The following is a 25,278-nucleotide window of genomic DNA, read 5'->3' on the forward strand; positions in this document are numbered from 1 at the left end:
TTATTTTTTAGCCAAAAAAAGATCGCTATAAAAAAGTCAAAAAACTCTAGCCTTTATGACACATTCTTAATGGATGACTGATTCTCTTCGCACTATTTTCGTTTCTGAAGCGCTATAATGCTTTAAAATCATCTCTTTAGCAATCTCACGAGCTAAATTATCATCCTCCAAGATAATACTGAGATTAGAAACGGGTCGTGAATGGATTTTTTCCAATACATCCTGATTGAGCTTGGCAATATCAGTAAAATAGATTTTGCCATCCAAAAATGCTTGTACAGCAATTTCATTCGCAGCATTCAGTATGGTTGTTGCTGTCCCACCGATACGCAACGCCTGATAGGCTAAGCTTAAGCAGGGATAGCGTTTTTCGTCAATCGCTAAAAAATCCAAGCGTGCAACTTTTAATAAGTCTAAAGTAGCCGCAGAATTATTAATTCGTTCTGGAAAAGCCAAGGCATGTGAGATAGGAATACGCATATCAGGGCTGCCTAATTGTGCCAACAGCGATCCATCTAAATATTCTACTAATGAATGCACAATACTCTGTGGATGTAACACCACTTCAATTTGCGAGAGTGTAAGGCCAAACAAAAAATAGGCTTCTATGACTTCAAAACCCTTATTCATGAGCGTCGCCGAATCAACGCTAATTTTGCGTCCCATACGCCAATTGGGATGTTGACAGGCCTGTGCGGGTGTAGTCGCTTGCAATTGCTCTAATGGTTTATGTCGCAAAGCGCCGCCTGACGCAGTCAAAATAACTTTCGCAAGACTCTTACACGTGCTACCTGGCGAAACTTGTCCATGTAAACACTGAAAAATAGCATTATGTTCACTATCTACGGGTACTAGCGTAGTTTGCGCTCGTTGCGCTTCTTCTATAAATAGAGGACCCGCCATCACTAAAGCTTCTTTGTTCGCCAGTAGTACTTGCTTCTTGGCCTTAATAGCGGCTAAAGTCGGTAATAATCCTGCGGCACCCACAATGGCGGCCATCACCGTATCCACGTCATCGAGACTGGCAACAAAAGCTAAAGCATCCCTACCAAATAATACTTCCGTTTTTGAAGACTCTGCACACAAACGTTGCTGAAGATTTTGACTTAAATTTTCACTGCCAACCACTGCATAGGTAGGATTAAATTTCAGACATTGTTGAAATAATAAATCAATGTTGTAGTGCGCGGTTAAGGCAATCACATTGAAAAGCGTTGGATGTTCGCTGATAACATCCAAGGTATTCACACCTATCGACCCCGTTGCACCTAAAATAGTTAAAGATTTCATGTTACTAAACCGAGCAGTAATAAAGATCCTGTAAACACGGGAGCTGCAGCCAATAAGCTATCAATCCGATCCAAAATTCCACCATGACCGGGTAATAATTGACCACTATCTTTTAAACCTCGTAGTCGTTTTAATTGGCTTTCAAATAAATCCCCAGCCACTGCCGCTAAACTCGTCAATAATACCAATAAACACATTTGACCCAGTGTGGGTTTAACTCCTCGGAAAAAATAAAACATCAGCATCGCCGCAAAAAAAGTAAACAATAACCCGATAATAAAACCTTCCCAGGTTTTTTTTGGACTCAAGGTCGGCGCTAAAAGATGCTGTCCCCATAAACGACCACTGACAAACGCCGCTGTGTCGGCTAACCAAATAATCAACAGCATAAATAATAAATAAACAGGTGTCATTTGCAGTTTTTGTAACGCCACCCAACATAAGCTAATGATTAGCCAACCTAAGCCAGCTGTGATTGCAGGACTGATCATCGGCAGTAAAGGTTTGCTGCCTGCCCAAATTAAATAAGCGCTTAACAATAACCAAAAAACCAAGCCACCTTTCAAAAGCCAGTCGTAGGATAAATAAGGTAAAATAAGAAATAAGATCGCCGCTTGCACACCTATATATAAAAATCGCTGCGGCAAATTCTGCCAAGCACTCAAACGTGACCATTCCCAAGCCGCTAATAACATAATAGCCGCGGTAAACAGTTTGAAATAAAATTCTGATGTATAAAAAATTCCAATTATAACTAAAGGAATCAGTATTAGTGCTGTTAAAATTCTAAGTTTAAGCATTTATTTCCGCAAGTTGTTCACTCGTGCATCCAAATCGCCGTTCTCGTTGCGCATAAAAATTCAAAGCCTTATTCAGTTCTTGTTCATCGAAATCCGGCCATAAAATATCACTAAAATACAGTTCAGTATAAGCTAATTGCCAAAGTAAAAAATTACTAATTCGATATTCGCCACTGGTGCGAATTAACAGATCCACGCCTGGCAAATCAGCTAAACTTACATAATTAGCAAATATTTCCCGAGTTAATATTTCAGTTTCCAACGCGCCTGACTTAACTTCATTTACGATCTTCTGCGCAGCCTGAACAATATCCCATTGACCACTATAATTTACCGCAATCACCAACTGCAGACCGGTATTTTTAGCCGTTAAAGCCTGAGACTTATCGATCCATTCACGTAGCGGCTGATTAAAACCTTCCAAATTACCCACCATTCTTAATTGCACATTATTCTTAGCTAACTTATCGATTTCGTTTTTCAAGGTATTCAGAAATAACGTCATTAAATAATTAACTTCTTGTTCAGGACGTTGCCAATTTTCACTGCTAAAGGCAAATAAGGTAAGTACTTCAATGCCGATTTCACCACAGAGTTTAATCACCTTACGAACCGCTTTTACGCCTTCTTGATGGCCTAACACCCGAGGTAAATGACGATGCTTCGCCCAACGACCATTTCCATCCATAATGATAGCGATATGGCGAGGACGTTTTAGTTCATGAACTTTGTCTGGAGTTGACATAGAATGGTGAGATTAAATTTGCATTAACTCTTCTTCTTTGGTCTTTGCTAGCTTTTCTACTTCGGTGATATTCTGATCGGTCATTTTTTGTATCATGTCTTTGGCGCGACGTTCTTCATCTTCAGTGATGAGCTTTTTCTTAAGCAATTCTTTAAGTTGATGATTGGCATCTTGACGATAATTACGAATCGATACGCGTGCATCCTCGGCTTCTTGTTTGACTAACTTACTCATATCGCGGCGACGTTCTTCGGTTAGCATCGCTAAAGGAACACGAATAACATTGCCTGCGGTTAAAGGATTCAAACCTAAATTAGACTGAATAATGGCTTTTTCGATGGTGGGAATAGACGATTTTTCCCAAGGCGTAACCAATAAGGTTCGTGCATCAGCGACGGTAATACTAGCAACATGATTCAATGGGACTTCTTGACCACCATATTGGGGAATGCGTAATTGCTCTAGTAAACTCGGATGAGCCCTGCCGGTTCGTAACTTAGCTAGGTTAATTTTTAAAGCTTCCAATGCTTTTTGCATACCTTGTTCAGTTGTTAATTTTATCGTTCCTATCATACTAAATTCCTCTTACTCACTAATGTACCTTTACTTTTGCCTTGTAAAATATTTAATAATGCGTTTTTACATTTAATATTAAATACCAGTATCGGTAAATCATGATCACGACATTGTGTAAATGCCGCTAAGTCCATGATACCTAATTCTTGTTCTAATGCCTTTTCATAGCTCACATGAGAATATAACACGGCTTTGGGATCTTTTTTGGGATCAGCGCTGTATACACCATCAACATGCGTGGCCTTGAGCAATAATTCGGCGCCGATCTCGATACCACGTAAACTCGCGGCAGAATCTGTACTAACTAAAGGATTCCCAGTACCGCCGGCAAAGATAACCACATAGCCTTTTTCTAAATAACGTATGGCCTTGTAGCGTTCAAAAAGCGGTGCGAAGCCACCGATGGGAATCGCTGACATGATTTTGGCTATTTTTTTGTGCTTCTCAAGTGAGTCACGTAACGCCAATGCATTGATAACGGTGCCTAACATACCCATTTGATCGCCGGTAATTCTATCAATACCGCTGCGTGCTAAGACTTCGCCACGGAAAAGATTACCACCACCAATCACGATGCCTATTTGCACACCTAAATCCACCGCAGCAACAATGTCGGATACAATACGGTTAAGCTCTACTGGATCCAGCATTTGCGAGCTTTCTCCATGGAGCGCTTCTCCACTGAGCTTAAGCAAAACACGTCGATATTTTAATGGATGTGCCATGAGAAAATAATAGGTTTAAAGAGATGGGATGATAACCTATGCAGCGCAGTGTTTCTAGTCGGTCACTCATTTTTATCTGCTTAATCTAAGCTAATGCCAACGCGTGTGTTTCGGTATTTAAGACTTCGAAACGTTGTTCGAGACGAGTGAGCGAATTTTGTATTTCATCAAGTTGCAGTTTATTGACCATAGCGGCATGGATGTCTACGTTTTTATCTAATAGCTTCCAAACTTCTTCCAGCCAAGTTTTTACGTTTTTCTCTTTTAAACGTGGATACTCTTTTTTCATTTCTGGCCAAATCAAATGCCAACTAGATTCAAAAAAAATTCGTACTGAGCAGATAATTCTGGCTAAATTTTCCGCTAACGAAGCATGATGCTTCGCTTTAAAAGGCAAACATAAGGTTATATGATCAATTAACTTAATTTGTTCTGTATCGGGCTGAGATATAATTCTTACTAAATGTTCCATTAACTTCGGCGCACTTTCTTGTAGAGACTCCACTCTGTCATCCATCGGATCAATCAATAGGCCACTTTTCCACGTTTCGGGTTTTTCCCCGCCTTCTTTATCGATAATAATAAAGTTCTGGCCGCCCACCTCGCGTAAATTAATCGCTTGTATCCATTGCAAGCGACCTTTTTTCTCAGTAAATAACAGTTGATTAAATGCCACTGCGACCTGTTCATCACAACGGCCGACCTGTAGAACTTCCGCTAAGGAGCTATGTACTATTCGAAAAGCAAGTAAACGCGAAACAGTATCGTGCAATTCTTCAGCAATTTTCTTTTGTATGCTTAACAGGATGTCTTGTAAAACATCAATACGATAATAATCGGCATCCTTTTTTTTCCATCGCGAGGCAGGGGGCATTTGTTGATGAGGAAATTGCTCTTGATCCCAATTAGGAGCACCGTAAGGAAGCGCTTGCTTAACATAAGCATTGATCTGAGATAAGTCGTCGATGGTTAATGATTGATTACTAATATTTTCGGTATTAAGTTCAAAAGCATAATTTTTTTTAAGTTGATTTTTTTGAAAGAATACTGAGCCTTGTACTATATTTTTCTCCATGGTTAACATTTTTTGCCATAGCGCTGCTGTTGATAAATGCGCAATAATATCAACGGTTTTTTTGCCTGCTATATTGGCTTGATGAAGATTGATGTTGGGTTGACGGAAAAGGAATTTTAGGATGTCATCGTGATTATTTTCGGATGCTAAATGTAAAGCCGTATTACCTTTCGAGTTGCTTGCATTCAACGTATATTCATCACACAGATCCTTAACTTGCGTTAAATTTCCCGTGGCTGCCGCCACTAAAAAGCGAATACATTTTTTTCTTTGTTCTGGAGAAATGATATTATTGTTCGGCATACATTAATTCCTTTTATTTTGATTGTCGCACACTCCCACTCGCACCGCCGTCATGGCGAGCTCACGAAGTGAGCGTGGCCATCTATGAGATTGCCGCGCACCTACGGTGCTCGCAATGACAACTAATGTTTTACGCGCTCGCTATGACGATAAACATACTCGCAAGACGATAAACATAAAGATTAAGAAGCGTCTTTAACTTGCGCCATCACTGCTTCAGCGAAATCTTCGCTGGGTTTTTCTATCCCTTCACCGACAGCAAACCGCACAAAGCTTATGACCTCTGCTCCTGCATTTTTTAATAACTGTCCGACTCGAATATCGGGATCTTTTACAAACGTTTGCCCTAATAAACTCATTTCATCACGGAATTTATTCAGTCGTCCTTCTACCATCTTATCGATAACCGCTTGGGGTTTACCACTGCCCTGAGATTGCGTCATAATAATTTCGCGCTCTTTCGCCAAAATTTGCTCAGCAATATCATCTGCTGAGATAACCATGGGATTATTAGCAATAATATGTAAAGCTAAATCTTTAGCTAATGGTTCGTCGCCGCCTTTTAATTGCACAATAACGCCAATACGGCCCATATGCACATAGGATCCCAGAACAATATCGGCCTGCTCTGTAACAAGCTGTAAACGTCTTAACTGAATATTTTCGCCCAATTTTGCGACCAAGCCTTCGCGAGTTTTTTCTACACTCTCGCCGCTATCAGCACATATATACGCTAACAAAGATGCTATGCTGGCAATCTGATGATCCAGTGCACATTGTGCAACTTTCTCAGCAAATTGTTTGAAATTTTCATCGCGCGCGACAAAATCCGTCTCGCAATTGACTTCTAAAATGACGGCAGGACCTAGCGCTGATTTTGATTTAATCACAACCAAACCTTCAGCGGCGACACGCCCGGACTTTTTCTCCGCTTGAATTTGACCGGATTCACGCATTGCCTTAACCGCCGCATCCAGATCACCGCCCACGGACTCTAAAGCCTTTTTGCAATCCATCATGCCTGCCCCGGTTCGAGCACGTAAAGCTTGAACCATGGCGGCCGTTATTATTGTTGGCGTCATGTGCTTATTCCTCTTTTCCTTCGGTAGATTTAGTCGATTCCACCACAGGTTCTTGAGCTTCGGCTTTTTCTTCAGGGAGTTTTAAGTCGGTCGGTTTTTTAGCAGCAGCGCGTGCATCTAAAATAGTATCCGCGACCATCTGTGTATACAGTGTAATCGCACGAGCAGCATCGTCATTACCTGGAATGATATAATCAATACCTTCAGGCGAATGATTCGTATCGACAATACTAATCACCGGTATTTTTAGCTTTTGTGCTTCACAGATAGCAATGTGCTCGTAGCCTCTATCAATCACAAATAAGGCATCCGGCAAACCACTCATATCTTTGATCCCACCTAAACCGCGTTCCAATTTATCCATTTGTCGCTGTAAATTCAGCGCTTCTTTTTTAGTTAATTGGTCAAAGCTACCATCTTGGCTTTGTGCTTCCAATTCTTTCAGCCGTTTAATAGACTGACGGATAGTCCGATAATTAGTTAACAAGCCACCTAACCAGCGATGGTTAACATAAGGCATACCGCAGCGTAAGGCTTGTTCTTTCACTAAATCCTGTGCGGCACGTTTTGTTCCGACAAATAAGATTTTGCTACCAGGCCGAGCGGCTATTTTTGCGATATAATTAAGCGCTTCAGTAATGTAGTCTCGAGTTTTCTCTAGATCGATGATGCTAATACCATTACGCACGCCGTAGATATACGGAGCCATTTTCGGCTCACGAAAACACGTACGGTGACCAAAATGGACACCGGCTTCAAATAACTGTCTTAATGTTGCTGTTGCTGACACTTTATATAATCTCCAATTGGGTTAAACCTCCACCTCGTATTATTTGAAGACTATCTTTGAAATAGCCACCCTCAAATAACTTAGATACTAGGTGTGTGAAATATCGCTTTTCAGCGCGGTGTTTTATACCATAGAATGACTTGTTGCATCAACATCAAGCCCAGCCTATCGGGTTCTTATCCATAATTTAAGGAGAGTCAAGGCTATGCCTTACCTATTAGTGCTTTACTACAGCCGCTATGGTGCTGTGGCAAAAATGGCCCAACAAGTCGCAAGAGGCATCGAGTCGATTGAAGGTGTAGAAGTAAGAATTCGCACCGTCCCCAATATTTCGACTGTTTGTGAAGCCGTGGAAGAGAAAATCCCACCGGCTGGCCCGCCTTATGCCACGCTAGAAGATGTTCGCGGCGCTATCGGCATCGCCTTAGGCAGTCCGACGCGTTTTGGTAATATGGCCGCTCCTTTAAAACATTTTATCGATAGCTTAAGTGGTCTATGGTTTTCAGGTGAATTAGTCGATAAACCGGTGGGGGTTTTTTCCTCGACGTCTAGTCTACACGGTGGGCAAGAAACCACGCTGCTGAGCATGATGCTGCCAATGATCCATCTCGGCATGATTGTCGTTGGCGTTCCGTATACGGAATCCGATTTAAGTACCACACAAACCGGCGGAACCCCCTACGGACCGACGCATATGGCCGGCAAAGACAGTAAAAATCCGATTAGCGACGAAGAGAAACGACTTTGCCAAGCCTTAGGTAAACGCTTAGCACACATTGCCTTGAAATTACATTAATAAGCTAGCGCTCTCAACTGAGTTTATTCCAACTATTCTAGCGTTGAGCCATACGACTTAGGCTGGGAATAAATATACTTTGCAAATAAGGATCAGCATAGCGATCAAAATAATCCATGAAAAGCGGAGCGAACACTTTTTTCAGCTTAGGTGTTAACAACTCATCCATGTCACTTGCTGCTTCTGTTAATAAATAGTCACTTAGCGACTCTGCTCTTTCTTCTCTTGCATACGCAGAGGTATAAATTGTATTGCTTCGTTCTTCTCTTTGCTTAAAATCATAGATAAACGCTTTAGCAAGTTCTAATGGCGATCGATCCCGATTAAGCGAATACCATACTAAAACTTCATCCTTTTTATAATTAAAAACAGGCTTACCATAAACTTCCTGATCCGTGTCCAAAGTCATTTTAATTTCTATACTATGCTGATGTCTATCAACATGTTTAAACAGATTAATATCCAAAATACGATTATAAACCGTAGGCACATAATCATCCATGGCAGCAAGATAAGTAGCGAGTTTTTTCTTTGCTTCACCTGATAGCTGCTCTTGGTTATTTAATAAAGAATCAAACTCACTCATCTTATTTTTAATCTGTAATAAAGATTTTTCTAATTGTGTTTTGAGCTTTGTACTTATCTTACCGTCTTTTGTCATAAACGGCAGGCCGGCTACCTGACCACTCGAGAAATCATCCCAATTATTTCCTAATTTGTGTTTGTTTATCTCCATAACCGTTAAATGATGTATTTCATTTAACAAAGTTCCCCTAAGATCTTGTTCATCAAGATATTCATTCATCACTATAAATATTTGCCCCAGCCCTTCAATAAAGCCACTTGCACCAGAACGTAAAGGACTAACGGGTACGAGACGAATCGTTGCCTTCGCTAAAGCCGCTCGATTAGCCAATGTTAAAGGTAGTGATGCCACTATTTTCTTTAGAGTTGCTAAGTTTTTATTAACAACTACACGAAATTTATTACCCCTAAAAGACTGATGGTAAGCAAATTCAACACATTCTTCATTGACACAAGGCAGCGCAGGAGAAGGAAAAAAAGCAGCTTGATTAGCAATACCAGAAGACTTTCCACTTTTTACACTATTCAAGCCAGAGTTTGATTGATTGCGCACCAAAAAATAGAGAAGAACTGACGCCAACCCTATACCCATAGCCATGTTAGTAAATAGCCAATACACAATGTTGCTATTCTCTTTCGGGGCGATTGGATGCTCTTCAGCCTTTCTATCATTAGGCATTTTTTTATTTTCCTATAGAACTAGATTGCCACGCACCTACGGTGCTCGCAATGACGAGGTTGCTACGCTGCTCGCAATGACGAAGGTTGCTACCCGCGCAATGACGAAGTATTCTTTACTGCTTAGACAATACTAACGTTAAATTTATAATTTTAAAATAGATTTAACTAAAGGAATGGTTAACTTACGCTTTAAGCTTAAGCTGGCTTTATCAAGTTGCATTAAAGCGGAAAAAAGCGCTTGCGAATCCCGTGGAAGACGTAACAATAAAAATTGACCCACTTCCTCGGAAAGTTCTAAACCCCTTAAGTAAGCGCGTTGTTGTAAGGCAATGAGTCTTTCCGCGTCATTTAATTCGCGTACTTGAAATAAAACACCGCTAGATAAACGTGAAATTAAATCAGGCAAGGAAAAATTTAATTGTTGTGGACTATGCTTAGCCGCGATCAACAAAAAACGTGACTGTTCTTGTAAACGATTATAGAAATGAAATAATGACTCTTGCCAAATACTATCATCCGCAAGACTGTCAAGTTCATCGATACACACCATATCGACTGACTCTAAACCACGCAATATCTCACTACTGTTATTTTTTTTTAATGTGTTTAAAGGTAAATAAACGACGGAAAATCCTTGCTGTTGTGCCGCATGACAACACGCTTGCAGTAAATGCGTACAACCTGCACCCGGATTACCCCAAATATAGATATAAGGCTCACCTATTTTAAGCGAAAATTGTCGTAAGCAATTTAAAAGAATAGCATTCTGACCGGTATAAAAATTTTCAAAACAACATGCATCCGGAGGTTGGATAGGCAAAATTAATTGCGTCATTTAAGACCAACCCTGTTTTCGATTCTTGGCGCTTAATTTTTTACTGGCTAACTTTAAATAATAAGCCGCTTGCCAAAACCACATCCACGTATATTGGATAAAACTCAATAAGGTAGTAACAAAAACGGCCTCGATAATACGTGGAATTAATTCGGCAGGGATATCAAAAAAAGCTAATTTAATAATCAGTAAGCTCACTAATACTAATTGAAAAAATGTATTTAACTTACTGATCCAAACCGGTTTATAATCTAAAGGTCCGACCCAATAGCGATACAATAAAGCGCCGCCCATAATCCAAATATCGCGCCCTATCACCATGATCGTCAGCCATACAGGAATTTGTTGCAGATAAGCCAATACAACAAAACTGCCCATGAGTAAGAGTTTATCAGCTAAAGGATCCAATAAAGCACCTAAAGGCGTCGTCCAATCAAAAAAACGCGCTAACAAACCGTCTAAGCCATCACTCACGCCCGCTACCACAAATAAATAAAAGGCCAGGGGATAGCACTTTGTCAACAAGGCCCATAAAATGGGACCTATTAGGATAAAGCGCATACAAGTAATCAAATTAGGTAGATGACGTAGTTGTATTTGCATCATTTTTTTGGCTTAATCAAACTTATCATAGGTGATCCATGCTGAAACCAGAACTCATTAACCAACTTATAGTAAAGTTCCCTCAACTTCAGGCTGCCACTGTTAAGAAAAGTGTGGAGCATCTAATCCAACTGCTGGAACAAACATTATACCAGGGCCAACGCATAGAAATACGCGGCTTTGGAAGTTTTTCACCTCATTATAATGCAGCACGTTCTGCTTTTAACCCCAAAACCGGAGAACATTTTTTAGCGCCTGAAAAATATCGCATCCATTTTAAAATGGGTAAAACACTCAAGTATTGTGTTAACAAAGCTATTCATCAGACTGAAATGAATCCCATTGAATAATTAACCTAAATTTCTTCAGCCTATTAAAGAATCTTCCATCGAGCGTAAAATATTACTTGTCACTGCGAGCACATAACAACCCTCGTCATTGCGAGCACCGAAGGTGCGCGGCAATCCAGATGGCCACGGCCTCAACTAACGTTTCGGCCTCGCCATGACTGGCTCATTTTAGTGCGCATTTTGTTCTAAAAAGTCTCCAAGAGCATAACATAATGCTTGTGTCCCGACACGCTGTAAAGCCGAAATTTCAAATACCGGCACATGCGCAGGGAGTTGAGTCTTTATAAGTTGCACATACTCCTGTAACTCCTCAGCGGGTAGTAAATCGATTTTATTTAACACCAACCACCTGGGTTTGGCGGCTAATTCAGGACTGTATTTTATCAGCTCATTCTCAATCAACGCCATATTTTTTAACGGATCACTCCCATCGATAGGTTGGATATCCAATACATGGAGTAATAAACGCGTACGATCGAGATGCTTAAGAAAATTTATTCCTAAGCCTAAGCCTTCGGCTGCACCGCTAATCAATCCCGGAACATCTGCCATCACAAAACTACGTCCCGCTTCTAAGCGCACCACACCTAAGTGTGGCTGCAAGGTCGTAAATGGATAATCAGCGACTTTAGGCGTCGCCGCCGATACGGCTCGTATCAGACTGGATTTTCCGGCGTTAGACAAACCGACCAAGCCTACATCCGCCAATAATTTTAAAGAAAGTTTTAAGCGCCGCGTTTCGCCGGGATGACCCGACGTAAATTGACGTGGGCTACGATTCCTACTGCTTTTAAATCGCGCATTACCCAAACCATGCCAACCGCCTTTTGCGACGCATTGTGTTTGCTCTTTGGCGGTTAAGTCACCAATCAATTCTTGTGTATCCGCATCAAAGATTTCGGTACCGATAGGCACGTCTAAAAAGAGATCGTCACCCTTTTTTCCCGCACAATCGCTACCTTTACCATTTTCGCCACGGGCGGCTTTATAGAGACGATTATAATGAAAATCAATCAGCGTGTTGAGGTTAACATTGGCTTTTAAATAAACACTGCCGCCATCACCGCCATCCCCACCATCGGGGCCGCCTAATGGAATAAATTTTTCGCGACGAAAACTAACGCAGCCTGCGCCGCCCTTTCCTGCTTCTACTAGTATCTCAACTTCATCTAAAAATTTCATAAAAAACCCCGCTAAGCGGGGTAACCATTAAAAACTATTATTAAAAAACTATTTTTGTTTATATAAAAAACTTCGTCATGGCGAGGCCGAAACCTCAGTGAGGCCGTGGCCATCCAGGGATTGTCGCGCACCTTCGGTGCTCGCAATGACGAGGATTGGTCGCCTACCTCGCAATGACGAGTAAATTAAGCAGCGTGTTTAGCCTGCTCTGCTAATGCAGGAACCACATTCACGTAACATCTTAGTTTAGCCCCTTTACGCGCAAATTTAACCACTCCTTGCACTAAGGCAAATAGGGTGTGATCCTTGCCGATACCGACATTATTACCTGGGTGGTAATGTGTTCCTCGTTGACGGATGATAATATTTCCTGCTTTAACCGACTCACCACCGAAGTGTTTTACGCCCAAGCGTTTTGAGTGTGAATCGCGACCATTGCGGGTACTACCACCTGCTTTCTTGTGTGCCATTGAAATATACCCCTATAAAATCTCGGTAATTTTAACCGCTGTATAATGTTGTCGGTGGCCCATTTGCTTTCTATGGTGCTTACGACGTCGAAATTTAATAATTTTGATTTTATCACCGCGACCATGCTCCACAATAGAGGCCTTAACCTTAGACTCCGCTAAGAAAGGTGATCCTACTTTAACATCGGTTTTATTAGCCAGCAGCAACACCGGAAACTCAATGATTTCGCCGACCTCTGCCGATAGCTTTTCTAGCTTAATAATTTCGCCTTCGGCGACTTTATATTGTTTTCCACCAGTGGAAATAACTGCGTACATTTATACTCTCCAAATGAGGGTCTGTTACAAAATCTTTGATGATGATACTGGCTCCCCGAACAGGACTCGAACCTGTGACCCAATGATTAACAGTCATTTGCTCTACCAGCTGAGCTATCGGGGAATTAAGAGCCGTTAAGGCCGCTTATAGTAATAGCAGAGCTGAAATGGGTCAAGGGTTGAAATGAATTTATTTATGCACGCCTCATTTTTTAGTGAAGCTTTATTTTTGCTGATATAAATGCTGCGCGCGTACCCGATCAAAGGGTTTATTGTGCGGTATCTCTAGAAAGTAGCGTAGCTGCCAATGTTGCGTAGTTTGCGCTTGTCGACTGCAAGCCTGGTCCCAAGGAGGATAGACGCGCAGCGCTCGTTTGCCTCCTTGACCTGCTTTGGAAAGAATACCTTGCTGCACTAACACCGATTTTGGCATGACAAATTGGCCAAAAAGCTCGCCGCGACGCGTGCTAATCACTAGCAAATCAAACGGATCTAACACATCATAGGGTTGGATAGGTTGCTTACCGACTCTCTTCCATACAGTCACAAACTGCCCTATTTTAGTCGGTGTGATTTTCGCCACCCGAAACTTTATCCGCCGTCCCTGTAATGTAAAAAAATAAGCCCCGTACTCGGCATTGTCAGCTTCGACTTGGGGTATAGAATAGTGAAAATGCAGCGGGCTATAAACCAAATCTTTAGTTGCCAAAAGATCCGGATGTAAAGCATCATTCTGCCAATTTTCTATCTTGGAATCGTGGGAGTTAGTGTTTTGTTCAAGCTGTGTAGATTGCATACCCTAGCATAGCAATTTCACATTAAACAGTCACTATTAAAACATCTGACACCAATACGAGTGGATGACTGTTAATCATCCACTCGACTGCTATAGTCAATGGGAAGATGAGAAAAACAAGCAACTCGGATCCTTGAATTTTCACCTGAATAGCGCCCACTAGCGGCCGTCTATTTTTAGTGCAATTTTCCTATCATTTGTTGCATAAGCCTGATAGACTAGCCCACTTTTAGAGCTAAAGATGTTACTTGGCTCACCTACTATAGCCAGGAACTTTTTAGTGAACTTTACAGAATTTAACTTAAACGCCCAAATTTTATCCGGTATTCAAGCCGAAGGTTACGAAGTAGCCACACCTATCCAAGCAAAAGCCATACCCGCTATCCTACAAGGCCAAGATGTCGTTGGCTTGGCTCAGACGGGAACCGGTAAAACCGCTGCTTTCGCCTTACCGTTACTACAACACCTGATGGCAGGACCTAAAGGTCAATTACGCGGCCTGATCCTTGCGCCGACGCGAGAACTAGCCGACCAAATTTGTGTTTCTATCAATAAACTCGGTGCCAAAACCGGTCTACGCTGCGCCACTATTTATGGTGGTACCGTCAATTATCGTGAACAATATCGAACATTACGCGGCGGTATCGATATCGTCGTCGCTTGTCCGGGTCGTTTGCTCGACCTACTCCAAGGTGGCAAAAACAGCCGTGAGCAGGCGAATCTTAACCATGTTGAAATATTAGTCTTAGACGAAGCTGATCATATGTTTGATCTGGGATTCCGCGAGCCTATTTATCATATTTTAAAATATTTACCTAAACAGCGCCAAAACTTACTTTTTTCTGCCACCATGTCGGCCGATATCCGCTTATTAGCAGACAAAGTACTGAATAAACCTGTTTCGATAAAAATTGGTGAGTCCGCTCCAGCCAACACCGTCACACAAACGCTTTACCCGGTTCCAGAAGCGCTCAAAACCGACTTATTGGAAATCATTTTACAAAACAATGCCGTCCAATCTGCATTAATTTTCACGCGCACCAAACATCGCGCCAAGCGTTTGGCCGAACACCTTGGACATCTTGGTTACAAAGCGACTTCCTTTCAGGGGAATTTATCGCAAAGTAAACGCAAGATTGCACTCGGCAAATTTCGCCATGGTGAATTAAAATTCTTAGTCGCTACCGATATTGCGGCACGCGGAATTGATATCGATCATATCTCACATGTGATTAACTTCGATATGCCGAATACAGCAATAGATTATACGCACCGCATTGGACGTACAGGACGTGCATCTAAATTAGGTGCCGCCTTTAGTTTGATTACCAACGGTGATAGACGACAAATTCGTTCTATTGAACATCTCATTAAAAAACGTTTAGAAGAATGTATTATCCCTGAATTTGATTATAAAGCGAAAGCCAAAGCCCCCGCTGAACTCACCACAGCAGACCGCCCCAGACAATTTTCCTATGCTCATCAGCACTCAGCGCCGCGAAAGCCAAAACCGCGCGTGAATTATCAAAAAAGTTTTGCTGGTAATAACAGAAGAAGAAAAACCACCGACTAATCCAATATCTCTGCCATTCGCTTCACCGTCATTGCAAGTGGATTGCCGCGCGCTACGCGCTCGCAATGACGTTCAATATTCTATACAACATGCAGCAATGACGATCGATATCCTACGGCGCTCGTAATGACGAGTAAATCAAATAACGCATTACTGAAATTTATTGTACAATAGCCCCGCTATTTTTGAAGGAATAGAATAAAACTTTTATTGTGGTGATAGGCTATGAATTTTCTCGATGATTCTCAACGCATCAAAACCGGTCTCGCTGAAATGCTGAAAGGTGGCGTCATTATGGACGTCACTAACGTTGAGCAGGCACTCATCGCCGAAGCCGCTGGCGCTTGCGCCGTCATGGCTTTAGAACGTGTACCTGCAGACATTCGTAAAATGGGTGGCATCGCGCGTATGGCCTCACCTAAAATCATTCACGATATTATGCAAGCTGTCTCGATACCCGTGATGGCAAAAGTGCGTATTGGCCATTTTGTCGAAGCCCAAATATTGCAATCATTGCATGTCGATTTTATTGACGAAAGTGAAGTGTTAAGCAGTGCCGATGATGAATGTCATATTGATAAACATGCTTTTGATGTGCCTTTTGTCTGTGGCTGTCGTAATCTTGGCGAAGCGTTAAGACGCATTGCCGAAGGTGCCGCCATGATACGTACTAAAGGCGAAGCGGGCTCGGGAAATATTCTCGAAGCGGTACGTCATATGCGCGCTATCACACGTGAAATTAAACAACTGACCATTTTAAATAATGAAGAACTTTACACAAAAGCAAAAAGCTTAAATGCTCCTTTAGAATTAGTACGCTGGGTTGCTGAAGAAGGTAAACTACCGGTACCGCATTTCTCGGCTGGTGGTGTCGCGACACCCGCCGATGCCGCTTTACTGCGCCAGCTCGGCGCAGAAAGTGTGTTTGTCGGTTCAGGAATCTTTAAGTCAGCAGATCCTGAAAAACGTGCCTGTGCCATCGTACAAGCCACTACACATTTTGATAATCCGGAAATTTTACTCAATGTGTCGAGTGATTTAGCCGAAGGCATGAGTGGATTTAATCTTAAGTCCGAAGAAGAAATCACCAGCTTGGTTTAAAACCCTCTTATGAATATCGGTGTTCTAGCTTTACAAGGTGGCTATCAAGCGCATATCAACTGCTTAAATAAGCTCGGTGTGTTTTGTTCGTTAGTGCGTGATCGCCGTACATTGATAGCCAGCGATGCATTGATTATACCCGGTGGAGAAAGCTCGGTATTAATCAAATTACTCAAACAGTATCAGCTCTGGACGAGTCTCATGGATTATGACAAACCCATCTTAGGCACCTGCGCGGGAGCGATACTTTTAGCTAAATCAGTAATATCACCGACACAAGATAGTTTAGGACGTATTAATATCTGTGTCACACGAAATGCTTACGGCAGACAGCTCGCTAGTCGCGTGGTAAACGGACATTGTGTAGTAAGAAAACAAGCAATGGAAATGGTTTTTATCCGCGCACCTAAACTCACACTCCTAGCCAACACTAACATTAAAATACTAGCGCAATACCAAGACCAAGTCGTTGCGGTACAAGAAAATAATATCATTGCCGCTAGCTTTCATCCTGAGCTGAGTCAAGATAATTATTTACATCGTTATTTTATCCAGCAAGTCGGTCGAAACTCCGCGCAAACCTAAATTTAAATAGATTAATTATAAAATTCTATATTGGATTGCCACGCTCATTCCATTCGCTCGCAATGACACAATCGACTCACTGCGAAGGCCTGTTCTTTCGCCATTGCGAGCACATACCCACTTTCGTCATTGCGAGCTATCCCACCTTCGTCATTGCGAGCATATACTCACCTTCGTCATTGCGAGCGCCGCAGGCGCGCGGCAATCTTCTATATGATTTCTTCATATAAATCGTTCCAACTTGGGTTTTTCATTTCAATCAACTGCATTTTCTTTTTTCTAGAGCCCGCCTTTATTTGTTTTTCTCGCACGATGGCTGACTCCATTGTTTCGTGTAATTCGTAAAATACTAATAATTTACAATGATACTTTTTAGTAAAGCCATGAATTATCCCTTTTTTATGTTCATAGACCCTTTTAACTAGCATTGACGTTACCCCGGTGTAAAGGATTCCCTTCTTTTTATTGGTAACAATATAAACGGCGGGTTGTTTTAGCATAGTATTTTATCTGGATTGCCACGCGCTACGCGCTCGCAATGACGAATTAAACAACGCGCTCGCAATGACGAGAGAGCGATTGGCATTGCCGCACACCTCGCAATGACAAATTAAACAACGAGCTTGCAATGACGAGAACGATTGGGCATTGCGCACACCTCGCTCGCAATAACAGAAGCGCTAGTCATTGCGAACACATAGCAACCGTCGGTCATTGCGAGCACATAGCAATCTTCGGGTCATTGCGAACACATAGCAATCTTCGGGTCATTGCGAGTACATACTCACCTTCGTCATTGCGAGCGCCGCAGGCGCGCGGCAATCCATGTTAAATTATTCTGCCTTTTCTGAATTCGCGACTAAATTTCCGGTAATAATACTTTCTTGGAGTTGGGCTGCAATATCTTTTAAACCACCCGGAGAATGTGGCAACAAGATAGTCGTGCTTTTGTTATTAGCACCAATTTCTTTCAGTGTATCAAAATACTGCGTAATCAAGGCCAAATTCATGGTATCTGCCGCTGTCACACCAGGAATGGCTTTTTGAAATTCACCTACCGATTGTTGCAGACCACCGATAATGGCTTTACGTTGATTAGCAATACCCTCACCTTGTAAGCGCTTACTTTCTGCTTCGGCTTCCGCTTGTTTTACTTTCAGAATCTTTTCCGCTTCTCCTTTGGCTTGTGCTGCCACTTGCAAGCGTTGTTGCTCATTGATTTCATTCATGGCATTTTTCACTTTCTCATCCGGATCAATATTCGTGACCAAGGCTTTCACAATCTCATAGCCAAATTCTTGCATGGTGCCGGTTAATTCATTTTTTACCGCATTCGCAATACTATCTTTCTTTTCGAAGACGGCATCTAAACTCATGGTCGGTACTTCAGCACGCACCAAATCTAAAACATAAGCGGTGATTTGTTCTCTCGCATTCTCTAATTTATAAAATGCATCATACACACGGTCTTCTTTAATGCGGTATTGTACGGAAACCTGAATTTTGACGATCACATTATCTTGGGTTTTGGTATCTAGGGTGACATCCAGGGGATAAATACGTAGCGAAATAGCGCCGGCAATACGTTCGATGAAAGGAATTTTGAAATTTAAGCCGGCATGTGCACAGCGGGTATATTTCCCAAAGCGTTCAATAACGTCAACGGATTGTTGATTCACAGTGAAAAAGCTCTTAAACAACAGTATTGCTATGGGTATAATAAGAATTAGTAATAATGAAAGCGACATAATGGGTAGCTCTGGTTAAAATTTAACCTATACTAACATAGGTATTCATCCAGCTGCCATACTGGCTCGCGGTTCCACTATTTCATCATCGGGTTTTTGCTGTGTTAAGAACTCCTGACAAGCATCGCGAATATCTTCACAATCACCTTTTTTTCTAAAAAACGATTGTCCAAAAGCTTGTGATGGTGATGATTTCTTGGCATCGGATAGAAGTATTCTCCAGAAAATATCGCATAAATTAGAATTATTGGACGTATTAAATTCGGAAAAATCCTTTGCTGCTAGTGTTTCGAAAGCTAATTTACCCGCGTTGCTTGCTTCCATTTCCACATAATCGCTCTCTAGCGATGTAATAACAGTATTAAATAAGGCTTCATTTTCACTATAATTATCACTTAAAAGCGAATTCCCTACTCGGATTAAACCATCGATTTTCTTTTGTATTTTTGGTTTTTCTGAAAAAAAACCAAATCGTGACACTGAATTATTTTTTAATTTAGTTTCCAATTGAATAATTTTTACGACAATTTCTTTTAACAGATAAATTTTATTCGCTTCATAATCTTTAAGGTTATTTATTTCATACAGCCTACCGCTACGACATTTTCTGTAATAATAATCATTCGTTGAAAAATCAATAAGCGAATTCTTCTGCTCTAAACTGCCAACTGTAGGTTGTGGAATAATACAACCATTTTTATAAAAATAAATCGCTTTGGCAATATCGACTATAAGCAAACATGCTCCCAACACAATAGCCACCGCTAATCCTATCGGCCCCAAACCAAATCCAACTACACTGACCAGTGTTAACAATCCAGTAATTAAGGTGCCAAGCACTAAGATATGCGTATGTTTTTGAATATTCGCTTGATATTGGGCCTGTAACCAAGCATATTCAGCATCGTTACGGCAAGATTTAGTCCTGTAGTAACTAAATCCTAAGGTCAGCAAACTAATGCCAAATTTTGAAAAGGTATAAACACGAAACAAAGTTTTGATCTGCGCATAAGCCACTAGTCCCAAAGGTGCCATACCATGGACTAAGAGTACGATTAGAAAACTCAACATCACCAGCGAAATAACAATCTTAAAGCAAGCATATAAAAATTTGGTTATTTCAACTAAATTTTTATTATCGCTATCTTGGAAAAAATCAACCAATGTCAAAAATGCCCGAGCAAAATGCAGGATATACAAAAACTCAAGCGCAGGAACCGGTAAATCAAGGAAAATATACTTCAAACCGGTCTTGACAATACAACCGATACGTTTCATTACCTGTAAGATCAGCCGCCAACCGGTGATGGAACTAAATGCTTTAATTATTTCCTGTAAAAGTGAAAACAACCATTGCAAACTTAAACGCCGCAGCTCATTTAAAACCAACCAGATCTTACGCTGGGTAATATATATCGCTATTTTTAAAAGAAACCAATCGTTAAGCACGTAAGGCATAGTCTTTTACCCTATGACATGTTTCTTAATTTCAACCCTCGTGACATGAAGGGGCTCATTATAGTTATGTTTCCTTTTACTATCCTTAACACCACAACAAATAATTTTTTGGTTTAATTAGCTCAACCTATCTCCCAGGAAAAATTGGATACTGGTACCTGTTCCTCTATGTTTCGTGATGCGCGAAATGCCTGTGACAAGGCTTCGCAAGCGCCGACTTTTTTCCAAAAAGATTGATAAAATAACTTGGGTTTAACCACTTCTGCTCGTTGGGTGCGTTTTTCCTGCTCGGCAAAAAAAACCAGTTGGCCTAAGATTTTTTGCAGTTCAAGATCGTCTAAAACCCCCGATCGTTTATTTTCTAGCAAATCGCTATTCGCTAGAATAAGCTCGATTAAATCTTCGAGATTATCCGTATTTAAGGTCCAAGCTAACTCACGCAGTAAATATTCTTCTTTGACCTTAAATTTTTCTTCGAGTGAAAAAAATTGATTCACTACGCCTAATTTTGCAGTTTTTTCTCTTTTACTTCTTAATTGCAGTATTTTTAGCAAAGTTACTTTTAACAGTAGTTTTTTATTGGCTTTATTGACATCGTCAACCTGAGGGAATTTTTCTGAAATTTGTGTCTGTAAATAGTATATTGGAGAAAAATTTTGGTAATAATCTCGACTGGTTTGACCAAACCGTTCATTTAATTGTGCTTCACTAAGGTTAGCCGGTTCAGGATCCGGTATATAAACAGCATAAAAATAATAATAAATCGTCAATAAGGCATCTTGCGCACTAAGTAATATCAGTGCGCATGTGATGACAGAAACGCCTACCCAAGGCGTAGCGGCCGTTAATAGCAAAGCTATTATGCCAAGACCAAACATCCATAAAAATTTTTTGATTTTTGCAATCTGATCTTTTTTTAACAATGAATTTTCGCCAGAAGTACGTATATTTTTAGCGACTTTGTAAGCAAAATAAGCGACGGTAGCAAATAATGCCACGCAAATCACCCCATCTACCAATAACATCAATGGATTGGTCCAGATTAAAATGCTAGTACCGGCGAGGACCATACACGTTAATAATACAAACAGTAGCCCCGCACCCAACATACAAACATGTTTGCTAATATTGTCTCGATATTGGGCGCGCCTCCATTGCTGTTCGATGCAATTTTTATCGATTTTTAGATAGAAAACCGTACTCACTAGCAAAACTATCGCACTATGAATAAGTTTTAGAATACTGTAGGCAAAAAATGAGCTTAACAAAATGGCAGGCAGCGTAGCGAGACCGCACCCGAGTAAAACGATGGCGATAACGGCTATGGAGACTTTAAATAGGGCAAATAACAACTTACAGGTATCGCCCAAGTTTTTATTTTTAGTTTTGTAAAAATAGCTAACTATTCTTAAAGCGGCTCTTATCAGATGTAAAAAATAAAGGCTAAACGTAAAAGGTAAAGGAAGACTAGTCAGATATTTCGCGATACTTTCGAGGCGCTTCAAGACGAACGACAAGGCCCGCCAAAACTCAGTGGTAGTGATATGTTTCTTTATGTCAGAAACAAACCTGGGCATTAAGTTTATTTACCTCCTAAAAGGAAGGCCGGCATTATACTAAACTTTTTTAAAAATTTCTTGTAAAATATTATTTTTTTTATTCATTCATTATTTTTTCATAAAAGCTTGTTAAACTAGATGGAATTTTACTAAGATACTTGCTTATGTCACTTATTTCTCCGATTCCGCTATTTGATAGTTTAAAATTTATCGAACCCAAAAAATATCCGCAACAAATTCTAGACATTAAGCAAAGTAACGCGTATGCCGGCCAAGATTATTCTCAAGCCGCACAGTTTTTGTATAGTTATCGTGGCAGCGAGGCCACATTTAATGCTTATCGCCGTGAAATTGAACGCTTATTACAATGGAGCTGGTTCGTTTTGGGAAAATCTATTAAAGAATTGCGCCGTGATGACTTTGAAACCTTTATAGAATTTTGCCAGCAACCTCCTAAACACTGGATAGGTGTTAAAACCGTTGCGCGTTATTTTATGCATCAGGGCCATAGAAAGCCGCATCCCGATTGGCGACCTTTTGTTGCGACGATTAATAAAATGGCTAGTCAACAAGGCATCATGCCGGATATAAAAAAATACGCCTTATCTCAAAAAGCGCTACAAGCGATTTTTGCGGTCTGTGGAAGTTTTTATAATTATCTGATTCAGGAAGACTATATCCATTTCAATCCGGTCGCCCAAATTCGCCAAAAAAGTAAGTTCATCAGGCAGCAAAAAAGCAATCATCAAGTGCGGCGCTTGAGTGAACTACAATGGTCGTATGTGATAGAAACTGCAGAAGTACTCTTTGAGCAAAAACCGGATCTGCATAATAGAACCTTATTTATTATGAAGGCCTTATATGGCATGTATCTACGAATTTCTGAACTCGCCGCGAGCGCACGCTGGGAACCACAGATGGGTCATTTTCAAAAAGATGCGGATGGTAATTGGTGGTTTTTAACCGTCGGCAAGGGAAATAAAGAACGTCTAATTAGTGTCAGTGACGATATGTTAAATGCATTAAAACGTTACCGGGAGAGTTTAGGCCTGATGAGTTTGCCTAGTCGCGGCGAAACCACCCCTTTAATTAGCAAAGCCAATGGTCAGGCCGCTATTCAGAGTACGCGACAAATTCGTAGTATCGTGCAAGCTTGTTTTGATGCTGCTTTTGCACGTATGGTTAAAGACGGTCTCAAAGACGAAGCCGTAGAATTAAAAACCGCAACGGTACATTGGTTACGTCACACAGGAATATCCGAAGATATCAAACATCGGCCACGTGAACATGTCCGCGACGACGCCGGGCATAGTTCGAGTGCGATTACCGATCAATATATCGATGTCGAATTGCGTGCTCGGCATGCGTCGGCAAAGAAAAAGAAATTAGATCCTTTAGCTTAGTCAAAATGGATGGCCGCGCTCACTTCGTGAGCTCGCCATGACGTTATCTTTTCGTCATTTCATTCGCTCGCCATGACGCTGTTCTAGTTGTCTTTGCGAGCGCGGTTTTTTTATTCGTCATTGCGAACGCGTGTTTTTTATTCGTCATTGCGAGCGCGGTTTTTTTATTCGTCGTTGCGAGCGCGTAGAATATAGATCGTCATTGCGAGCGCAGTTTTTTTTATTCGTCATTGCGAGCGCGGAGCGCGTGGCAATCCAGAAAATTAAGCCAGCCAATCTCTAGCGACCAAAAAACTTTCGGTTAATTCTGCTTCTTTCGAGCCAGCCTCTGGTTGCCAATTATACTGCCAATTCGCTTGTGGCGGCAGTGATGTTAATATCGATTCCACACGCCCGCCACTTTGTAAACCAAATAATGTCCCGCGATCATAAATCAGATTAAATTCCACATAGCGACTACGTCGATAGGCTTGAAACTGACGTTCGCGCTTACCATAAACAGCGTCTTTACGTCGTTGTATGATAGGAAGATAGGCTGATAAAAAATGATCGCCAACGCTTTGAATAAATTCAAAGCATTGACTAAATTCCCATAGGTTCAGATCATCAAAAAATAGTCCGCCGATACCGCGTGCCTCTTGTCGGTGCTTTAAATAAAAATATTCATCACAATTTTTTTTGAATTGCGGATAAAGCTCTAAACCAAACGGATTACAGCTTTGTTTAGCAGTTAAATGCCAATGGCGACAATCTTCTAAAAAAGGGTAATAAGGCGTTAAATCAAATCCACCACCAAACCACCATTGTGCTGCTTGTTGATCCGACCCTTGCAAACCAATAAAGCGTAGATTCATATGTACCGTTGGCACATAAGGATTACGCGGATGGATGACTAAAGAAATACCGGTTGCTTGAAAAGCGGCGGCGCTTAAAGCAGGATGACGTTGGCTGGCGCTGGGAGGTAAGGCGCCACCAAAGACATGCGAAAAATTAACTGCTCCGCGTTCTATAACTGGCCCAGCGCTCAAAACACAGGTTTTTCCACCGCCACCTTCCGTTCGTGTCCAATCATCAATTAAAAATTTTTCTTGATGATCTTCATTTTCGAGACTCAAACAAATCTTGGTCTGTAACCCCAGAAAATAATCTTTTATTGCCGGAATAATTAGGTCATAATTCATCATACAATTTTTTAATTAAAATTAATCCACCATTAGAATTTGGAGCATGACATGCCCTGGATTAAAGCCTTGCATATTATCGCCATGGTCGCTTGGTTTGCGGGCCTCTTTTATTTACCACGCTTATTTGTTTACCATGCCGATGCCAAGGATAGTATCAGTATTGAACGCTTTAAGATCATGGAACACCGTCTTTATTATTATATTATGACGCCAGCGGCTTTATTAACGCTGCTGTTCGGGTTTATTTTGTTTAGCTTTGCCAGCAACTACTATGCTTCTGCCACTTGGATGCATCTAAAATTAGCTTTAGTGGCGGTGTTAATCGTATTTCATCTCTATTGCGGAAAATGTTTACGCGATTTTAAAGTTGATAATAACCCACACTCCAGCTTATTTTATCGCTGGCTGAATGAGTTTCCGACCTTATTGCTTATCGCCATTGTTATCGTCGCTGAGGTACACCCTGGTCTATAACTCCACCATTTCAAAATCTTCTTTCATTGCACCACATTCAGGACAACGCCATGTCATAGGGACATCTTCCCAACGCGTACCCGGCGGAATACCATCTTCTTCCCAGCCATGCTCCTCATCGTAAACATAGCCGCATAGTAAGCACATATATTTTCTAAAAACGTTTGCGTCTGCTGTCATTTTTCCACTCT

General features: G+C 41.2%; 28 protein-coding genes and 1 tRNA gene. 7 read left to right on the top strand and 22 right to left on the bottom strand.

Going from position 1 to position 25,278, the window contains the following annotated elements:
* Positions 1-66: 66 nt before the first annotated feature.
* The 8 genes from ispC to rpsB form a co-directional block, all read right to left on the bottom strand.
* On the bottom strand, positions 67-1,290 hold the full coding sequence (ispC, locus tag AAHH40_RS04515; RefSeq protein WP_342219495.1) for a 1-deoxy-D-xylulose-5-phosphate reductoisomerase: 1,224 nt from the start codon (positions 1,288-1,290) through the stop codon (positions 67-69).
* Positions 1,287-2,090 (bottom strand): phosphatidate cytidylyltransferase, encoded by an 804-nt coding sequence (locus AAHH40_RS04520; RefSeq protein WP_342219496.1) that lies wholly within the window; start codon positions 2,088-2,090, stop codon positions 1,287-1,289. Before AAHH40_RS04520 ends, ispC begins: the two co-directional genes overlap by 4 nt.
* Complete coding sequence (locus AAHH40_RS04525) at positions 2,083-2,835, bottom strand: isoprenyl transferase (RefSeq protein WP_342219497.1); 753 nt, start codon at positions 2,833-2,835, stop codon at positions 2,083-2,085. Before AAHH40_RS04525 ends, AAHH40_RS04520 begins: the two co-directional genes overlap by 8 nt.
* Before the next feature lie 12 nt (positions 2,836-2,847).
* A complete protein-coding gene (gene frr, locus AAHH40_RS04530; RefSeq protein WP_342219498.1) occupies positions 2,848-3,408 on the bottom strand; it encodes a ribosome recycling factor in 561 nt (186 codons plus the stop codon).
* On the bottom strand, positions 3,405-4,136 hold the full coding sequence (gene pyrH / locus AAHH40_RS04535; protein ID WP_342219499.1) for a UMP kinase: 732 nt from the start codon (positions 4,134-4,136) through the stop codon (positions 3,405-3,407). The genes frr and pyrH overlap by 4 nt, the downstream gene beginning before the upstream one ends.
* Positions 4,137-4,221: 85 nt before the next feature.
* Complete coding sequence (locus AAHH40_RS04540) at positions 4,222-5,514, bottom strand: ankyrin repeat domain-containing protein (protein ID WP_342219500.1); 1,293 nt, start codon at positions 5,512-5,514, stop codon at positions 4,222-4,224.
* 182 nt (positions 5,515-5,696) lie between these two features.
* Positions 5,697-6,596 (bottom strand): translation elongation factor Ts, encoded by a 900-nt coding sequence (tsf, locus tag AAHH40_RS04545; protein WP_342219501.1) that lies wholly within the window; start codon positions 6,594-6,596, stop codon positions 5,697-5,699.
* A gap of 4 nt (positions 6,597-6,600) precedes the next feature.
* Positions 6,601-7,386, bottom strand: a complete 786-nt coding sequence (rpsB, locus tag AAHH40_RS04550; RefSeq protein WP_342219502.1) for a 30S ribosomal protein S2 — start codon at positions 7,384-7,386, stop codon at positions 6,601-6,603.
* Positions 7,387-7,591: 205 nt separating this feature from the next.
* Here rpsB and wrbA point away from each other — a divergent pair, with 205 nt between their 5' ends.
* Positions 7,592-8,182, top strand: coding sequence for an NAD(P)H:quinone oxidoreductase (gene wrbA / locus AAHH40_RS04555; RefSeq protein WP_342219503.1), 591 nt, complete (start codon positions 7,592-7,594; stop codon positions 8,180-8,182).
* A 37-nt stretch (positions 8,183-8,219) separates the two neighbouring features.
* Here wrbA and AAHH40_RS04560 read toward each other — a convergent pair whose 3' ends face one another.
* From AAHH40_RS04560 to AAHH40_RS04570, 3 genes are all read right to left on the bottom strand, one after another.
* Positions 8,220-9,446 carry a hypothetical protein gene (locus tag AAHH40_RS04560; protein WP_342219504.1) on the bottom strand — a complete coding sequence of 409 codons (1,227 nt, stop codon included), beginning with the start codon at positions 9,444-9,446 and terminating at the stop codon, positions 8,220-8,222.
* Between the two features lie 144 nt (positions 9,447-9,590).
* The gene (gene hda, locus AAHH40_RS04565) at positions 9,591-10,283 is read right to left on the bottom strand and encodes a DnaA regulatory inactivator Hda (protein WP_342219505.1); all 693 of its coding nucleotides are present in this window, start codon (positions 10,281-10,283) and stop codon (positions 9,591-9,593) included.
* On the bottom strand, positions 10,284-10,889 hold the full coding sequence (locus AAHH40_RS04570; RefSeq protein ID WP_342219506.1) for a CDP-alcohol phosphatidyltransferase family protein: 606 nt from the start codon (positions 10,887-10,889) through the stop codon (positions 10,284-10,286). It abuts the gene before it with no gap.
* 35 nt (positions 10,890-10,924) lie between these two features.
* Between AAHH40_RS04570 and AAHH40_RS04575 the strand changes: the two genes are divergently transcribed.
* Positions 10,925-11,236 (top strand): HU family DNA-binding protein, encoded by a 312-nt coding sequence (locus AAHH40_RS04575; RefSeq protein ID WP_342219507.1) that lies wholly within the window; start codon positions 10,925-10,927, stop codon positions 11,234-11,236.
* 168 nt (positions 11,237-11,404) lie between these two features.
* Here AAHH40_RS04575 and cgtA read toward each other — a convergent pair whose 3' ends face one another.
* The 5 genes from cgtA to AAHH40_RS04600 form a co-directional block, all read right to left on the bottom strand.
* Complete coding sequence (cgtA, locus tag AAHH40_RS04580) at positions 11,405-12,418, bottom strand: Obg family GTPase CgtA (RefSeq protein WP_342219508.1); 1,014 nt, start codon at positions 12,416-12,418, stop codon at positions 11,405-11,407.
* A gap of 185 nt (positions 12,419-12,603) precedes the next feature.
* Positions 12,604-12,888 carry a 50S ribosomal protein L27 gene (gene rpmA, locus AAHH40_RS04585; RefSeq protein ID WP_342219509.1) on the bottom strand — a complete coding sequence of 95 codons (285 nt, stop codon included), beginning with the start codon at positions 12,886-12,888 and terminating at the stop codon, positions 12,604-12,606.
* A 12-nt stretch (positions 12,889-12,900) separates the two neighbouring features.
* Positions 12,901-13,206, bottom strand: a complete 306-nt coding sequence (gene rplU / locus AAHH40_RS04590) for a 50S ribosomal protein L21 (RefSeq protein ID WP_342219510.1) — start codon at positions 13,204-13,206, stop codon at positions 12,901-12,903.
* Between the two features lie 48 nt (positions 13,207-13,254).
* Positions 13,255-13,330 (bottom strand) — tRNA-Asn (locus tag AAHH40_RS04595).
* 99 nt (positions 13,331-13,429) lie between these two features.
* On the bottom strand, positions 13,430-14,002 hold the full coding sequence (locus tag AAHH40_RS04600; protein WP_342219511.1) for a MepB family protein: 573 nt from the start codon (positions 14,000-14,002) through the stop codon (positions 13,430-13,432).
* Between the two features lie 280 nt (positions 14,003-14,282).
* Here AAHH40_RS04600 and AAHH40_RS04605 point away from each other — a divergent pair, with 280 nt between their 5' ends.
* From AAHH40_RS04605 to pdxT, 3 genes are all read left to right on the top strand, one after another.
* A complete protein-coding gene (locus AAHH40_RS04605; protein ID WP_342219512.1) occupies positions 14,283-15,575 on the top strand; it encodes a DEAD/DEAH box helicase in 1,293 nt (430 codons plus the stop codon).
* Between the two features lie 225 nt (positions 15,576-15,800).
* Entirely contained in the window at positions 15,801-16,676 is an 876-nt protein-coding gene (gene pdxS, locus AAHH40_RS04610; protein ID WP_342219513.1) for a pyridoxal 5'-phosphate synthase lyase subunit PdxS, read from the top strand.
* Positions 16,677-16,685: 9 nt separating this feature from the next.
* Positions 16,686-17,261, top strand: a complete 576-nt coding sequence (pdxT, locus tag AAHH40_RS04615) for a pyridoxal 5'-phosphate synthase glutaminase subunit PdxT (RefSeq protein ID WP_342219514.1) — start codon at positions 16,686-16,688, stop codon at positions 17,259-17,261.
* 209 nt (positions 17,262-17,470) lie between these two features.
* Here the strand turns inward: pdxT and AAHH40_RS04620 are convergent, their stop codons facing one another.
* The 4 genes from AAHH40_RS04620 to AAHH40_RS04635 form a co-directional block, all read right to left on the bottom strand.
* The gene (locus AAHH40_RS04620) at positions 17,471-17,761 is read right to left on the bottom strand and encodes a GIY-YIG nuclease family protein (RefSeq protein ID WP_342219515.1); all 291 of its coding nucleotides are present in this window, start codon (positions 17,759-17,761) and stop codon (positions 17,471-17,473) included.
* Between the two features lie 333 nt (positions 17,762-18,094).
* Positions 18,095-19,009, bottom strand: coding sequence for an SPFH domain-containing protein (locus AAHH40_RS04625; protein ID WP_342219516.1), 915 nt, complete (start codon positions 19,007-19,009; stop codon positions 18,095-18,097).
* A 45-nt stretch (positions 19,010-19,054) separates the two neighbouring features.
* Positions 19,055-20,467 (bottom strand): hypothetical protein, encoded by a 1,413-nt coding sequence (locus AAHH40_RS04630; protein WP_342219517.1) that lies wholly within the window; start codon positions 20,465-20,467, stop codon positions 19,055-19,057.
* Between the two features lie 122 nt (positions 20,468-20,589).
* Positions 20,590-22,044: a hypothetical protein gene (locus AAHH40_RS04635; protein ID WP_342219518.1), complete on the bottom strand. Its 1,455-nt coding sequence runs from the start codon at positions 22,042-22,044 to the stop codon at positions 20,590-20,592.
* A 146-nt stretch (positions 22,045-22,190) separates the two neighbouring features.
* On the opposite strand from AAHH40_RS04635, the gene AAHH40_RS04640 reads away from it, so the two are divergent.
* Positions 22,191-23,429, top strand: coding sequence for a tyrosine-type recombinase/integrase (locus tag AAHH40_RS04640; RefSeq protein ID WP_342219519.1), 1,239 nt, complete (start codon positions 22,191-22,193; stop codon positions 23,427-23,429).
* Between the two features lie 263 nt (positions 23,430-23,692).
* Here the strand turns inward: AAHH40_RS04640 and hemF are convergent, their stop codons facing one another.
* The gene (gene hemF, locus AAHH40_RS04645; protein ID WP_342220801.1) at positions 23,693-24,610 is read right to left on the bottom strand and encodes an oxygen-dependent coproporphyrinogen oxidase; all 918 of its coding nucleotides are present in this window, start codon (positions 24,608-24,610) and stop codon (positions 23,693-23,695) included.
* A 51-nt stretch (positions 24,611-24,661) separates the two neighbouring features.
* On the opposite strand from hemF, the gene hemJ reads away from it, so the two are divergent.
* Entirely contained in the window at positions 24,662-25,087 is a 426-nt protein-coding gene (hemJ, locus tag AAHH40_RS04650) for a protoporphyrinogen oxidase HemJ (protein WP_342219520.1), read from the top strand.
* Here hemJ and AAHH40_RS04655 read toward each other — a convergent pair.
* The gene (locus AAHH40_RS04655; RefSeq protein ID WP_342219521.1) at positions 25,082-25,267 is read right to left on the bottom strand and encodes a rubredoxin; all 186 of its coding nucleotides are present in this window, start codon (positions 25,265-25,267) and stop codon (positions 25,082-25,084) included. The two genes, hemJ and AAHH40_RS04655, sit on opposite strands and share 6 nt — an antisense overlap.
* Between the last annotated feature and the right edge of the window lie 11 nt (positions 25,268-25,278).

This window comes from Rickettsiella endosymbiont of Miltochrista miniata, from assembly GCF_964031245.1.
Taxonomy (GTDB): domain Bacteria; phylum Pseudomonadota; class Gammaproteobacteria; order Diplorickettsiales; family Diplorickettsiaceae; genus Aquirickettsiella.